The sequence below is a fragment of the Pedobacter sp. GR22-10 genome, assembly GCF_026239715.1.
Lineage (GTDB): Bacteria > Bacteroidota > Bacteroidia > Sphingobacteriales > Sphingobacteriaceae > Pedobacter.
Window position 1 is genome coordinate 522,103 of sequence record NZ_JAPIVR010000001.1, and the last position, 14,857, is coordinate 536,959.

The following is a 14,857-nucleotide window of genomic DNA, read 5'->3' on the forward strand; positions in this document are numbered from 1 at the left end:
AAGCTGGTGCATGCATATCGCGCGTGAGAGATAAATAAAATTGTAGTAAGGCCAGGCAGAGATGTCGGGCCTTACTATTTATTTAGTGAAAGCTCACCGCTGTTCAATGATGTGTTTGGTCGGTTTGCTGGTGCCAGCCTGTGACTGGTGTTTAAATTTCTTATCAATTTAGACCCAGCTCATTAGCAGAATAAGAAGTAATTAGACCATAAACAAAATAGCGTATTATTCAGGGATAACAAACAGTGCCGATCCTAAGCATTATCACGGACTTAATATGGATTTCCTTCGGATGTTATACGTAACTATGACAATCGCACCCGATTCATCTTCGTTAAAAATCCGATGATATGCTGTAAAAAAGGTAGGCTGATCTGAAAGTATTTCTTATTTAGCGGTATTGCTGCAAAATAAGTAGTTAAAAAGAAAGTGGCAGGTGCTTAAACATATTGTTATCCGATAGCATAATGAATGAATCAGAGGTAAAAACTACCTTATCCATGATCAATAACATGTTGCAAAAAATCACTATTATTACGCCATTATTTTATGACTAATTTTATGCTTAGACATTGCTTCAATCGTATTTTAATGGCTTTTTGTTTACTCTTCAGTTTTATTCTGGTAAAGGCACAAGAAGTGGAAGAACCTAAAAATATCCCAGCAGAATGGTCCGAACCTTACCAGCCTTTCCGCATTGCGGGTAATTTATATTATGTGGGGACAGCCGATCTGGCTTGCTACCTGATTACTACACCAAAGGGTAATATCCTCATCAATACCGGGCTAGCGGCTTCACTGCCTTTAATTCAATCGAATGTAGAAACGCTGGGGTTTAAATTTAAGGATATAAAAATCCTGCTGACCACGCAGGCGCATTATGACCATATGGGAGCCATGGCCGGGATTAAAAAAATTACGGGTGCTCAATTTATGGTGGATGAAAAAGATGCTTCTGTTGCTGCAGATGGCGGACGTTCGGATTATGCATTGGGAGGTCATGGTACAGCCTTTCAGCCAATTAAAGCTGATCGCTTATTGCATAATGGTGATGTCGTGCGTCTGGGTGGCATGCAACTGGTAATGCTGCATCACCCCGGACATACCAAGGGTTCATGCAGTTTTTTATTTGATGTTAAAGATAGAGACAGGAGTTATAAGGTATTAATTGCCAATATGCCGACCATTGTTACTGAAAAGAAATTTTCTGAAATTACGGATTACCCGGACATTACTCAGGACTATGTTTATACCCTGGCCGCAATGAAAAAACTGAATTTCGATATCTGGCTTGCTTCTCATGCCAGTCAGTTCGAACTTCATAAAAAGCATCAGCCCGGGGATGCCTATCGCCCGGCATCATTTTTTGATAGAAAAGGTTATGATGAATTACTCAAAGAACTGGAAGAGGAATTAAATCGGAAAATCCATTAATAAGGCTTTTTGGTCTGAAGATGATAAAAAGCGCACAGGATTGTTATTCTTGTGCGCTTTTTGTGTTAAGGAACTGGTTAGAATCCTTTTATTAATTAAAGATTAATTTCTGTCAATCCGGTATAACCTTCCGCCATCCGTTACCGCATATAAGGCATTATCTGTACCCTGCGTAATGTCTCTGAAACGCTGTCCTTCGCTGGCAAGCAACCTTTCCTCACCGGTAACTACATTATCTTTAATAACAAGCCTTGCAATATGTGTAGCAGAAAGGGAGCAGATAAACAGGTTATTTTGCCATTCGGCGATGCGGCTGCCGGTATAAAAAACCATTCCACTTGGCGAAATAACTGGATCCCAGTAATACACGGGCTGTTCCAATCCGTTTTGTTGCTGGATGGCAGCACCAATGGCAGCACCGCTGTATTCAATACCATAGGTGATGGTTGGCCAGCCATAGTTTCGTCCACCTTGTAACCTGTTGAGTTCATCCCCGCCGCGCGGGCCGTGCTCGCTCTGCCAGATGTCTCCCGTAACCGGATGAACTGCCAATCCCTGAGGGTTCCGGTGACCGATACTATACAGTTCAGGAAGTGCTCCACCCGTTGAAAAAACAGGGTTTCCTGTTGCTGCTTGTCCATTGGTATTAATGCGGATTATTTTTCCGAGTCCGGCAGTAACAGATTGTGCCAGTGGCCTGGTAGCCAGGTCTGAGCGTTCGCCGGTACTGACAATCAGGTTGCCTGTTCGATCAAAAAGAATACGTCCACCATAATGAAGTGTACCGTTATAGGCTGGCCCTGCACGGTATATAACGGTTGCATTTTCAATGCTTTGTTCGTTTTGTGCTAATCTGCCCTTGGCTACTGAAGTTTGGTTACCCCCTGCAACATTTTCGGAGAATACCCAATAAACCATTCTGTTGGTGCTGAACTGGGGGTCGATGCAAAGCCCTAACAGCCCTCCTTGTCCGTTGGCATTTACCGCCGGAAGTCCGGTGATGGCACTACTTAATGTTCCGCTTGTGGTGGCGATACGCAAGGTACCTGCCTTTTGGGTAATTAATAACCTTCCATCAGGTAGTGCGGTGATGCCCCATGGTGCAGTGAGCGCCGTGGATATAGCCGTACCCTGAATGGAAGTACCGGTACTTACAGCTGTGATTCTGGTTTGGCCTGCAAAAGCTGGTGTGTAACTGGTATTGGGCGGGTTGGTTTCTACACCAGGGCCAATTACGGAGCCTGTTTCCGGATCCTTTGAACAGGCAGCGGCCATCAGCATGCATCCTGCTAAGGCAATCAGGTTAAATTTTGTTTTCATGGTAGTGATTTTAGGTTTTCTGTTAATGATGATCTGATACCTGTTACAACCGACAGGAGGGTGGATTGGTTTTTCAGAATGACCTAAAAAATAAAAACAATTACGGATGCTTACGTTTTGAGCATCAGTGGCTTGCTGGCTGGGAAATGAAAAGGTTTGTCGTGCTAATATTGCTGAGCAGGTAAACATCAGTTCCCCGTCTAAAGTACGACAGGGAACTAAAATTTAAAAGGTTGATGATATTTAAAATGTTGCTGGATCAGGCAAGAGATTAGATTTTAACAAGTATTTGCTAGAGGTTACCTTATTGAAAAAGTTGAGGAGCAAAAAGTACCAGGTAATCGCGCCAGTTCGACCAGGTATGACCGCCTTCGCTTTCTACATAGGTATATTTTGCATTTATTCCATCGAGTTTTTTTCTGTAATCACTTACCGCCTGATACAGGAAATCAGTTTTACCAATACCGATCCAATACAATTTTACACCGTTTTTAAACTGGTTCTGTAGTGTTGCATCCACATTGGCATAAACAGGTGATTCTGTTTTACCAAATGGCATGATGGCCGGAGAAAACAGGCCAACATAATCGAAGGTTTTTGGGTAAAACCTGGAGGTATGCAGGGAATGAAACCCACCCATTGATAAGCCTGCGATTGCCCGTTGTGATGGCTTTGCATTTACGCGGTAATTGCTTTCTACAAATTTGATAATATCGGGAAATGTTTCTTCCATTTTGCCATCCATGGTATGAGGCAATTGCATCGTAGGTTTATAGAAACCCTTTATATCTTCACCTGGTGCAGCCTGCTGGGCTACATTACCATTTGGCATCACTACAATCATGGGCTTTGCTTTACCTGCTGCAATCAGGTTATCTAAAATCTGAGGGGTACGGCCAAGTGCGGCCCAGGCTTCTTCATCGCCGCCCATGCCATGCAATAAATACAGTACCGGATATTTGGTTTTACCGGTTTCATATCCTGGCGGGGTGTAGATCGTCACTCGTCTTTCTATTCCATTGCCAGGAGAATTGTACCACCTTTTGGCCACAGTACCATGTGGCACATCAGCCACTAAATAATTATCGGCCTTGCCACCGCCCACAATTAAAACATTTACTACTGAAGCTACATCCCTGATCTGGTATACATTGCTGGCATCTCTGATTTTTAAGCCATCTACTATAAAAGAATAGCTGTATAATTCCGGCTTAAGTGGCGAAGTGGTGTAGGTCCACAGTCCATCTGCCTGTTTTTTCATCCTAGCAATTCCAGGTGCAGCCAATAAATCGCCCTGTAATTCAACTTTTTTTGCCTGAGGCGCTGAGAGTCTGAATGTCACACTTTTATCTGCATGGATTTCTGGTGATGTAATTTCTTTCTGGTTGTTGAAGTTTAAATTCTCCTGGGCATAAGCGCCGAGGGAGGTGAAGAGGAGGAAATTCAATATTAATTTTTTCATATCCGGTAGGTTTATAGATGAGGCTATATCTTTTTTTGGTTACACCGTCAATATACGAATCAGAATTGAAATAAAAGTGTACTGCTTCGTTAACACAATAAAAACTTAATTCATAAAACAAAGAACCCCTGCAAGAAAAGACTTGCAGGGGTTCTTAAAATTTTATGGAGAGAAAATATAATTAGTAAACTTTCTTTACCCTGCTTTCGCCTGAACCGTAGTAAAAGTTAATGATCTTTTTATCACCCTTGTTAGGCAACAAGTAGTTTAAGCCGGTAATCAAATTTGAAGCGAAATTTAAATTTGAACTGTAATTTAAAATATATGAGTTTTGGTTAACATCATATACCGCGGCTTTTGAAAATAAACCTTTGGCATTTGCTACTAACTTCCCGGTAGCATCTCTTCTTAAATGCACAGACCCGTATCCGCCTTCTGCAGAACTGGTCATTGCAATTTTTCCGGCACTGTTGGTGGTGGCGCTTAGCAGTGGCTGACTTTTGATAATATTACCTATAATATCAACCATTGTAACATCTAATTTTGTATTGGCATCAAACGTGCTTTGATTCAGGTCGTAATACACTCCATTATAGTAGTTGTAAGCATTTACGTTAAGGCGTTCCACCTGAAAGCCATCTGTGACAGCACTTAAATAAACAGTACTGTTTGTATATCCGTTTACCGGCATATAAAGTTCCCTTCCCAGCTTATCTTTTGGAAATTTCAGAAAGACAGGGCCAACAACACTAGGGATATTTACATTGGAAGCATTAACATTAAAATAGGTTTTAACAGTGGCTAAATAAGGTAATTGATAAGGAACTGCAACGGTACTGTCTTCTGTGCCATAGATGTATAATTTCTGATCAGCTTCAACCTGTGCAAAACTAAAGGTATATGCGCCTGGCGCAGCTGGTAATTTTAAGGAATAAGCACCCGTTGCTGTGGTATAAGTTGGAAATTGTACACTATAGGAACCATTAAAGCCGTTAGGAACAGATGTGGAAGCTGTAACCAATACATTTCCGCCAACCTTTTCAGGTGTGGTATTGGTTAAATCGGTTTCGATGTATAATGTCCCTGAAATTTCGTTCGAAAGTTCTGTAGTATTCCACAATTTTGCTGTCCCTAAAGTGATGTCCTTGCGCATAATTTGCGTGGCAGCATAGCCGGTTTTGGTAATTAAGAATGTACTGGTAGGAAACAAATACAAAGAAGAAAACGTTGCGATACCCTGTGCATTGGTTTTGCTGGAAAAGAGTTTGCCTTCTGATGAGACAATCACCTCAGCATCAACAACTGGTGCATTGGTTACTACATCAGTAACAGCTACGCTATAATCCTGTTTAGCAGCGGCAACGGCACTTGCACGGGCCAGACTGTCGTTCATTTTAAGTTGTTGAAGCGCAGCGGTATTTATAAGTTGTTGCAATGCGCTTGCACCTTTTTGTTTTAGGGTTTCTAAATCCAGCTCATGCTGATACTTCAGGTTTAATAATTCTTTCTGTGCAGCAATGGCATCTGCTTCTGAAAACTCATCTTTTGAACAGCCTGTAGCATAAAGCGCCAGGACAACTAAAAATAGTCTGGTAAATTTTAATTTCATATAATTGGTTCTTGATTAAGAATTTTTGGCTACTGTACCGGAATGATCAGGCCTAGTTTGGATATAAAAGAGATGGATCTGATGTTGCTTCCGAAACCTACCTTCTCCATGTAAGAATAATTTTCTCTTGCAGGAGTTACACCGTCTTCATATCTAAAGTCGAAGAGTAATTTCACCTTGCTAAACAGGGGTAAACGCAAATCTGCCCCAATAATCAGGTTTAGCCTATCCCGCTTATACCTGCCGGTAACATGCTCTGAATCTGTAACAGTGGTGATGACATCTTCTCCGGGAAGCAAGTTGCCGGTTTTTTGATAATGCTCTGTGACATTAAAGTTATAGGCATAACTTCCACCAGCATATAGGGCCGGTTGCCAGTCTTTGTTTAATGGAATCGTGTATTTTAACAATAAGGGAAAATTCAGGCTGTTTAAATATACTGAACTGTTCTTTACATTTTTGGTGCTAAAATCCTCGGGTAAACCATATCTGGTATCATCTTTAAAGCTTAATAGCTGGCCGCCTTGTTGGATAAAGTTTGTCTCCAGCTGGATACTCCATTGCTGATACACATTATAGGTGAACAAAAGGCCGGCAGTATAACCGGTATGGGTTCCGGTGTGAGGCTGACTATTGCTAAATTTATTTACTGTTAATCCACCAGCCACACCGATCTCAAATTTGGATGTATTGGTCTGAACTTTAGTTGTATCAATTTTATTTTGGGCGTAAACAGTATTGAATGATGCAAAAAGAATAGCTATATCTATAATGATAGCATGTAATTTACCAATTGCAGAAAACTGCAATTTAGAGGTGTGAGGGCGCATGAATTATTTTGTTTGGTCGCCAAAAATGGAAATTTATATGATAATCTACAAAATTTTTCTGAAAAAATTATTTGGTTTTGATTTAAATGACTGATTAGTAATACTTTTTTGTTATTGGTATGCCTTGTTTTTTACGCATTTGTATGAAATATGCCGGCACTTTTGTGCACGAAAACACCATGAACCAATGTATCATGGTATTTAATTCCATGTTAGGCCTACTGATGTTGGTCATTTCTTTATTGAACTTCCTTAAAAGGTTACACTTTTATCGTGAATTTAAGATGCATTTAAAAGATACATCACATTTCTGATCTGCATGTTAATACCACGCACGGTCACCTTTGTGATAGGGTACACAACCCTCATAGCGGGTAGGAACCGAAACAAAGCGCAGTGCTTCAGTTGCACCAATCTCTGAATTGAAATAAGCCCAGAGGATCAGTTGTTTTAAACCGGTAAAGTAATGGTTTGGGGTGGCAACAAACTTCTCATTATCTTTTTTGCTTTCCCTGTCTTTCTGCTGTTTCTCTTTTTGAAAATTATAGGCCTGCTGATCCAATACCGTTAAAAAATTGTGTTTTTCTGCTTTACTGGCACTTAAAAATGGCTTTTTAAAGCTTTTTAAAATATCAGCATTAACTTGTGTCAGGCTTGTTAAAAATGTGGTTTGTTGTGCTTTGGTATAACAATCAGATACGATGGTATTAATTAAGGCACCCACATTAGCAGCCCTGGCACCATGAGATTTAGCAGTTCCAGGTAAAATGGTTTCACCAAGTTCATTGAGCAAACTGATCTGGTTTTGGGATAATATGCCAATGGCTTTACTGTTTGGATAAGTAAAGCTACTAAGCAAGGCATCTGCACCGATCAAAGTTCCGCCGGTTAATATGGCGATTGATTTTAATAAATCTCTTCTGTCCATGTTCGTTTCCTTAAAGGTTTCCTTTTTTCAATTCCCTTACCGCAAAATCTGCAGCCCTTGCGGTAAGGGCCATATAAGTTAACGATGGATTCTGGCAGGCAGATGATGTCATACAAGCGCCATCGGTTACAAACACGTTCTTGCAATCCCATACCTGGTTCTGACTGTTCAATACGGATGTCTTTTCCGAAAGGCCCATTCTTGCCGTACCCATTTCATGTATACCATGCCCCATGGCGTGGCCGCTATCCCAGCTGCTGATGTTTTTAATACCGGAAGCTTCGAACATGGCTTTGAGCTCCTTCAAAATATCTTTACGCATTTTAATCTCATTTTCCTGCAGTTCGGCATCCATGTTTAAAACGGGAAGTCCCCATTTATCTTTTACCTGCTGGTCCAAAGATATTTTATTGCGGTGGTCGGGTAAAATTTCACCAAAGCCGGTGGCACCAATCGACCATCCTCCGGGTTCAGTAAGGGCCTCTTTGAAGGCACTGCCTATGCCCAGCTCGGGTATGTTGCTGCTCCAGCCAGTTCTGCTTGCACTGCCCTGAAAACCAAAACCCCTCAGGTAATCCCGTTTATCATCACCCAGATTCACAAACCGGGGGATGTAAAATCCATTGGCACGGTTTCCGTAATAATATTTATCCTCAAAACCCTCAACGGTTCCTGAACAACCGAGGTTATAGTGATGGTCCATTACATTATGGCCAAGCTCATTACTGCTGCTGCCTAGGCCGCCCGGCCAGATATCCTTTGCCGAATTCATTAATACCCAGGCACTGTTTAATGCGGAAGCACAGAGAAATACAATTTTAGAATTAAACGTATAGGTTTGATTGGTTTCGGCATCAAGCACCTCTACACCCCTTGCTTTTTTAGTGTCTTGATCATAGAGGATCTGCGTAACAATCGAAAATGGCCTGATGGTTAAATTACCGGTTTTTAAAGCTGCAGGCAAAGTAGAAGATTGCGTACTGAAATAGCCGCCAAAAATGCATCCTTCCCAGCAACGGTTTCTGAACTGGCATTTGGTTCTGCCCGGAATGGCTGCGGTAAGGTTTGCCACGCGGCCGATAATTAAATGCCGTTCATCTTTGTAATGTGCTTTTAGTCGTGCTGCTACGTCCTTTTCCACACAATTCAAATCCATAGGCGGGAGGAACATGCCATCCGGTAAATGTGCGAGGCCTTCTTTGGAACCGCTGATTCCTGCAAACTTTTCTACATAATCATACCAGGGGGCTATATCTTTATAACGGATGGGCCAGTCGACAGCGATGCCGTCTTTTTGATTGGCTTCAAAGTCGAGATCACTCAAACGATAGCTCTGGCGGCCCCAAAGCACGGAGCGGCCACCCATCTGATAACTGCGCCACCAGGTAAAGGGCTTGGTTTCTACATAAGGACTATCTTTTTCATTTGCCCAATAATCCATGATCGGCTCATGTGCTGCCCATCCACGATGGATAACAGGATAATTTTTTTGTTGTGCTACAGTTGTTTTACCGCGATGCGGAAATGAAAAAGGATCACCTTGCGCAGACTTGTAGTCTTTGATGTGTTCGAAATTCCTTCCACGTTCCAAAAGCAATACTTTCATTCCCTTTTCAGTTAGCTCTTTCGCAGCCCATCCACCACTAATGCCGGAGCCAACAACTATCGCATCATAAACCGTTTTGTTATTCATCATAGATATTTGGTTAACTATCAAATATAATATTCCTGAATAAAATACTGGTATAAAGGAAAAACTTTTTGTAAAGATTTAATTGTAAATAATAGGCTTCAGGTTAGTAAAACAAGATTGAAAATACAATATATTTAGTTTGTATAATTAAAGCTACAATTGGGTTCGGGTAAAAATTTAATCTGTGATAGAAAGTGATTTTAGTTCGATCCAATATTTTCCTTTTCTTTTTAAATTGATGTAAATATGCTTTTATGCGCAATTTGAAACGTTTTTGCTGAAACAAAAAAAAGTTTCCGTGAAAAATGTTTCAAGTTTTCGAAACAATTTTTCCCGAAACAAAAAAATGTTTCCAATAATTTTGTTTCGAAAATGGCGATTGGTATCAAAAATTTGATTGACATAGAAAAAATCAGGAAGCCATCAGGTTTATTGCAGACCTACCTGGCTAAACTTACCAGCACAATAATATCATCGTAATTTTATGTCAAAAGGTTTCCGTCCACTCAATGCTAAAACGTGAGGTGTGTTAAATATCCTCGAACTTTGATGCAGTATGGAGGGGAAACCCAGGCAACTGAAAAATCAACTTAAATGATCAAAAAAATGGTTTTCAGTTCATCTGCAGCCTTTTCCTTAGGTACTTATCCGGAATTAAGATGTTAAGCAAGTGTATTTTAATTTAGGATGTTTACGTGATAATTTTTCCTAATCAGCAGCCTATAGATGGCAATACAACCAGGAATCATGGGAAGGATTGCGGTCCACATTCCCGGAAAATAATAATGTCCTGTGGTTTTGAAATAGAAATTAGGCATTTGCGGGATTGAGTTTCCATTAATGACAGTCGTAATGGAATGAGGATCATGCGGCAATATTTCCGGTGAAAGGAGTGGAAAGATAAAATGAGTAAATTCTGCAACGCCGGGACCGATAAAGATAAACCAGGCCACAAATCCCGCGATATGAACTTTATAGTACAATCCGAGTGATGTAAGGGTATAAATGACTGGACCCACCAGTGCAAAGACCATCAAAAAGCTTTTTTCACTCCAGGAAATATCAAATAGACGGCTCATGGCCGGTGCAAAGCCCATCAGGTACTCTTCTACAATGTGGATCTGTAAACCGGCTACGGTAAGAATAAAAAGCGGAAAGATCACCCCAGGTTCAACAGGGTTTTTCAGATAGGTTTTGTACCAGCAGATTAGTCCTATGAGGGCAGAGCCTCCCACAATTATTACGGGAGCCAGACCAATGGATAGATAACCCATAACCGGAGCGACAACTGTAAAAAGACATGCTGCTAAAAGGCTTATTGTCTGAGGAAGGGAAAGAGGATTTTTCATCACGATGTTTAATATGCGTGAAAGGTACATTGCTAAGCTAGTTCTGCATTTATCAAATGATAAAAACTACTTTATTCCCCTGATTCTGCTTAACGAAACCTGCGTAATTCCCAAATAGGAGGCAAGGTCTGCCAGGCTGATCCTTTGCAGTAATCTCCCGTGTTCCTTTAGGAAGTTCTGATAAGCGCCCTGTGCTTTTTCTTCCAGGGTGCTGCTGATCCTGTCCATCATATTTACGGCAGCCAACGACACTAGTTTTCTGAAAAATGTTTCTACCGAATGGTAGCGGGCGCAAAGTGCTTCCAAATCATCGTGGTTCAGGCAGGTAAGTGTTGTAGCTTCTAGGCTTAAGATAGAATAGGAGGAAGGTTGCCGGGTCAGGAAACTATCCAACACGGTAAACATATTTCCTTCAGGAAAAAAGCGCATGATAAATTCGCGCGTTTCCGTATAAAAAAAGGTCTTGAGCAGGCCGCTGTCTACAAAGTAAATTCGGTTGCAGACAGTTCCTTTTTCCAGGATCAATTCTCCTTTGTCATATTGCTTTTTATACAATCTGCAGGTCAGGGCAGCTTTTGCATCCTCTTCCAGGTTGGCCAGCGACACTGCGAAATCCAGGAAACTGGTGTTAATAGTATATTGATTGGTATCCATAGCTTCAAATTACAGAATTTTTATGGCGCAAAATGGGGCAGGGCAATGATGAAATTCCATTGTCAGGCATTTATTTGGCTGTGTTTGTATCAGTTCATGAGGACTATCATTTTAAGGTGGAAATACTTAATTTATAATCAAGCTGCAGTTAAAAGAAAAAAAATTGAGTATTGCATCGCGGTTGCAACCGATAGCTTATTAAGCCGTAATCGTGCTCTGATTTCCCTTATCCAAGCTATTTTATGTGAGAGGCTATCCTCTTTCCAGGTGATTGACCATAGAATAACTTGAATGCCCGGATAAATGAGGAATCGGATGTGTAACCCAAAATGGCAGCGATCTCTCCGATATTAAGCTTAGCATCACTGATTAAGGAATCAGCATGCTGCATCCTTAATTCATGAATATAGCTGAACACCGTCAACCCGAAAATTTGTTTGAAGCCTTTCTTTAACTTAAATTCATTCAGGAGGAATTCCCTACTGATGCCTTCCAGGGTCAAAGCAGATAAGTAATTTATGGACAGGTAGTTTTTCACAGCTTTCAACTTATCAATGTCTACGTTGTTTAGTGATTTAACAGGTTGGTTGCTGTTTGTGGAGTAGGCATTCATGCAAAGTAAAATCAACTCCTTCACTTTCGATTTCAGATAGTTTTCTTTCAGGTTATCGGCTATTGGCGGGTTTTGTAAAAGTCGTAGGGCCGACAATTGGAAAGCATTGGTATGCATAGGTGAATCAAAAACCGCAAAGCTTTTCATGTCTTCGCCCCGGGCTATTAATTCCTGGTATGGAGTACCGCATTCATGCAATACTTCATTAAAAAAAGAAGTTTTTAATCCAATGCACATATATTCGTACTGCTGTTGTTTAGGGAAAATAAAGGAACTGGTTGGGTTTATACAATTTAAAACATTGAATTGTCCTTGCCGCATGGACTGATCCTTTGGCATGCCTGAAATGAAGGCACCAGAACTACCTGCGAGTTGAAAGTGCAGGCTTACATGTGTGTTATCCTGAAAATGGTTTACCCGGGTATCTTCATTAAAAGTACCATAGAAATTTAATAGGTCGAAATCTGTGGTCCTCAAACTTTTCGTTTGACAGCTAAAAACATCAGGCAGCGTTACTGATGAATCAGTTGTCATGATATCTGTAGTAAATTCTCTTTTAACTAAGTTTTTAAACTCATTTCCTGATAATTGGTACATAATCCGTTTTGGTATATTCTTAATCCTTTTTGGTATATCGCATTAAAATCATAAGCCGCAAATTGCTGACATGGAAATACCTACCAAAGATATAATAGATATCAGCACCTGGAAACGCAAGGCGCACTATAATTTTTTCAGCACGTTTGATCAGCCTTTTTTTGGCGTAACGAGTTTGATAAATTGTACAGAAGCATACCACTTTTGTAAAGCATACCAAATACCATTCTTTTTGTACTATCTGCATAAATCACTTTTGGCCGCAAACCACATTAAAGAGTTTCGGTACAGAATTGAGGCTGATGAAGTTGTTGAGTATAGCTTGATTTCAGGCTCCATTACCGTGTTAAGAAATGATGAAACATTTGGTTTTGCTTATTTTAATTACCACCGGGATTTTAAAATTTTTTGCCAGGAGACCAGGAATGTGATCATGCTGGAAAAAGCTGCGGTTGGATTGACCTTAAAGCCGGATGTGATGAATATGATACATTATTCTATTCTGCCAGGTATAAATTTCACCAGCATGCAACATGCACAAATGCTTAAAGCGGGTGATCATGTTCCTAAAATCGTTTTTGGTAAACTCTTATTTAAAGACGGGCAAGTGCTGTTGCCTGTTTCTGTACATGTACACCACGCACTTTGCGATGGCGTACATGTCAGCAAATTTTTATCAGCATTTGAACAAAGCATGCAGGTTACCGGTACCTGAATGTTTGATGAAATATGCTAAGAAATTTATTATCATCAGTGTTTGAGAGCTTAGTTTGAGGATAGTTTCAACTGGTCCATTCGCACTTTCAAATGCCATCTGGGTATATTTTTTATTGCTGCCCGGCTGGCTGAATGGTGATCAACATAATTGCTATTAATGATCACCATTTCTGATTTTAACGCCATATTGATAGAGTTCGTTGTAGATACCAAAGAATTGGGCCTCCTCTGTTTCCAGCAATGAGGTATTGATGAACATGATCACCGCCACTTCCTTTTTAAGATCAGAAAGCATGAAAGTTCTTACACCAAAGTCGGAGCCGTTGTGCCCGATCCTTTTTCCACCCATCTTGGTAGACCAGAAAATACCGGAGTTAAGTTGAGCTGGTGCTATATTTTCAGGCTTATGCGCGTCATCAAACTGAAACCGGAGCATCTCCTGCACCGTTTTCTCCCTGAGCACCTGTCTGTTTTGAAATTTTCCGCCATTTAACAAGCAGATAAAGAAATGGGACAGGTCATTGACCGATGTACGTACGCCACCATCGGGATAAGTGGTCAGTCCGTAAAGTGGTATTCTTTTAATACTGCTATCCGCCTGTTTCTGGTAAAGCCTGGCGTGCTTTTTCAGGTTGATCTCAGACAGGAACCATCCTGTGTCATTCATTTTCAATGGCTTGAATAGATATTCCCGGCTGTAGTCGTTCAGCTTTTTACCTGTCTGCACTTCGATAATGTAACCTGCCAGGGCGGTCGCGATATTGGAATACTCCCGAAATGTACCCGGCCTGTGATTGATGAAATTTTCTTTAGCATAATGTGTTCCGCCAGGCAAAAAATAATTGCGCAGAAAATCTGCCAGCTTCTCCGGCGAATCTTTTCCGTTAACATATAAACTGTCGGAGTTATAAAAAGGGAACCTGTCATTCAGACCGGAGGTGTGGGTAGCCAGGTGACGCAAAGTGATTTTCTCTTTTGGAAAGAATGGGTGATGAATTTTAAAGGGCAGGTAGGTATTGATATCTTCATCAAGGGAAAGTTTTCCCTGCTCCACGGCTTTCATCAGGCAGGCCCCGGTAATGGTTTTGGATACAGAGGCTATATTCATGACGGTCGATGTGGTGAATGGTATCTTGTTCTCCCGGTCGGCATAACCGTAGCCTTTAGACCAGGCAAGTTTTTTGTCGATGATAATGGCTGCACCCAGGCCTACGAGTTGCGCATTACTCATTTTTTTCAGGATAACACTATCAATTGCATTGGTGGATTTTAAGGGTAATTGCTCAATCTGCTGCCCGCAGGCGGTGGCACTTATGAGCATGCCTAGCAGCAGGGAAATAATATAAATTTGTGATCTCATTCTGATGATTTTTGAAAATTTAGCTGAAAATCGAACAAAATAATTGGTCTGCAACATGGCCCTGCCGCAAAAGCCAAAATGATATACAGAAACTGTTATTTAGCGAAATATTCCATTTCATCTGTGTATTTGCCGTTTTCAGGCTGGTTTCCGGTTATTCCGTCGTGTTTATTCAGGATAAGCGGCCTATGTGTTATCTTTGGTTATGCCATTGATTGAAAGAATTGTTAAGTTCAGCCTGACTCGCCGTTTTCAAACTCATGTCATCTTTTGGCTGATCGTCGCATTGCT

General features: G+C 40.9%; 12 protein-coding genes. 2 read left to right on the forward strand and 10 right to left on the reverse strand.

From position 1 onward, the window contains the following. The first annotated feature begins 549 nt into the window (after positions 1-549). Entirely contained in the window at positions 550-1,434 is an 885-nt protein-coding gene (gene bla, locus OQX64_RS02110; RefSeq protein WP_416240460.1) for a subclass B3 metallo-beta-lactamase, read from the forward strand. 102 nt (positions 1,435-1,536) lie between these two features. Here bla and OQX64_RS02115 read toward each other — a convergent pair whose 3' ends face one another. The 9 genes from OQX64_RS02115 to OQX64_RS02155 form a co-directional block, all read right to left on the reverse strand. Further along, a complete protein-coding gene (locus OQX64_RS02115; RefSeq protein ID WP_088301319.1) occupies positions 1,537-2,754 on the reverse strand; it encodes a PQQ-dependent sugar dehydrogenase in 1,218 nt (405 codons plus the stop codon). 304 nt (positions 2,755-3,058) lie between these two features. Beyond that, positions 3,059-4,216 carry an alpha/beta hydrolase gene (locus OQX64_RS02120; RefSeq protein ID WP_265817361.1) on the reverse strand — a complete coding sequence of 386 codons (1,158 nt, stop codon included), beginning with the start codon at positions 4,214-4,216 and terminating at the stop codon, positions 3,059-3,061. Between the two features lie 181 nt (positions 4,217-4,397). After that, positions 4,398-5,825, reverse strand: a complete 1,428-nt coding sequence (locus OQX64_RS02125) for a hypothetical protein (RefSeq protein WP_265817362.1) — start codon at positions 5,823-5,825, stop codon at positions 4,398-4,400. Between the two features lie 29 nt (positions 5,826-5,854). Further along, on the reverse strand, positions 5,855-6,655 hold the full coding sequence (locus OQX64_RS02130; protein WP_265817363.1) for a porin family protein: 801 nt from the start codon (positions 6,653-6,655) through the stop codon (positions 5,855-5,857). A 322-nt stretch (positions 6,656-6,977) separates the two neighbouring features. Further along, positions 6,978-7,583, reverse strand: a complete 606-nt coding sequence (locus OQX64_RS02135) for a gluconate 2-dehydrogenase subunit 3 family protein (RefSeq protein WP_265817364.1) — start codon at positions 7,581-7,583, stop codon at positions 6,978-6,980. 10 nt (positions 7,584-7,593) lie between these two features. Further along, complete coding sequence (locus tag OQX64_RS02140; RefSeq protein WP_265817365.1) at positions 7,594-9,279, reverse strand: GMC oxidoreductase; 1,686 nt, start codon at positions 9,277-9,279, stop codon at positions 7,594-7,596. Positions 9,280-9,953: 674 nt separating this feature from the next. Beyond that, a complete protein-coding gene (locus OQX64_RS02145) occupies positions 9,954-10,625 on the reverse strand; it encodes a hypothetical protein (RefSeq protein ID WP_265817366.1) in 672 nt (223 codons plus the stop codon). 66 nt (positions 10,626-10,691) lie between these two features. Next, positions 10,692-11,279, reverse strand: coding sequence for a Crp/Fnr family transcriptional regulator (locus OQX64_RS02150; RefSeq protein ID WP_265817367.1), 588 nt, complete (start codon positions 11,277-11,279; stop codon positions 10,692-10,694). A 235-nt stretch (positions 11,280-11,514) separates the two neighbouring features. Continuing rightward, on the reverse strand, positions 11,515-12,489 hold the full coding sequence (locus tag OQX64_RS02155) for a helix-turn-helix transcriptional regulator (protein WP_265817368.1): 975 nt from the start codon (positions 12,487-12,489) through the stop codon (positions 11,515-11,517). A 70-nt stretch (positions 12,490-12,559) separates the two neighbouring features. Here OQX64_RS02155 and OQX64_RS02160 point away from each other — a divergent pair, with 70 nt between their 5' ends. After that, positions 12,560-13,204: a chloramphenicol acetyltransferase gene (locus OQX64_RS02160; RefSeq protein ID WP_265817369.1), complete on the forward strand. Its 645-nt coding sequence runs from the start codon at positions 12,560-12,562 to the stop codon at positions 13,202-13,204. A gap of 156 nt (positions 13,205-13,360) precedes the next feature. Here the strand turns inward: OQX64_RS02160 and OQX64_RS02165 are convergent, their stop codons facing one another. Next, complete coding sequence (locus OQX64_RS02165) at positions 13,361-14,566, reverse strand: serine hydrolase domain-containing protein (protein WP_265817370.1); 1,206 nt, start codon at positions 14,564-14,566, stop codon at positions 13,361-13,363. Positions 14,567-14,857 lie beyond the last annotated feature (291 nt).

Coding starts and splice junctions, on each gene's coding strand:
- OQX64_RS02160 (WP_265817369.1), top strand. CDS start 12,560: ATGGAAATACCTACCAAAGATATAATAGATATCAGCACCTGGAAACGC.
- OQX64_RS02125 (WP_265817362.1), bottom strand. CDS start 5,825: ATGAAATTAAAATTTACCAGACTATTTTTAGTTGTCCTGGCGCTTTAT.
- OQX64_RS02145 (WP_265817366.1), bottom strand. CDS start 10,625: ATGAAAAATCCTCTTTCCCTTCCTCAGACAATAAGCCTTTTAGCAGCA.
- OQX64_RS02140 (WP_265817365.1), bottom strand. CDS start 9,279: ATGATGAATAACAAAACGGTTTATGATGCGATAGTTGTTGGCTCCGGC.
- OQX64_RS02155 (WP_265817368.1), bottom strand. CDS start 12,489: ATGTACCAATTATCAGGAAATGAGTTTAAAAACTTAGTTAAAAGAGAA.
- OQX64_RS02165 (WP_265817370.1), bottom strand. CDS start 14,566: ATGAGATCACAAATTTATATTATTTCCCTGCTGCTAGGCATGCTCATA.
- OQX64_RS02150 (WP_265817367.1), bottom strand. CDS start 11,279: ATGGATACCAATCAATATACTATTAACACCAGTTTCCTGGATTTCGCA.
- OQX64_RS02135 (WP_265817364.1), bottom strand. CDS start 7,583: ATGGACAGAAGAGATTTATTAAAATCAATCGCCATATTAACCGGCGGA.
- OQX64_RS02120 (WP_265817361.1), bottom strand. CDS start 4,216: ATGAAAAAATTAATATTGAATTTCCTCCTCTTCACCTCCCTCGGCGCT.
- OQX64_RS02130 (WP_265817363.1), bottom strand. CDS start 6,655: ATGCGCCCTCACACCTCTAAATTGCAGTTTTCTGCAATTGGTAAATTA.
- bla (WP_416240460.1), top strand. CDS start 550: ATGACTAATTTTATGCTTAGACATTGCTTCAATCGTATTTTAATGGCT.
- OQX64_RS02115 (WP_088301319.1), bottom strand. CDS start 2,754: ATGAAAACAAAATTTAACCTGATTGCCTTAGCAGGATGCATGCTGATG.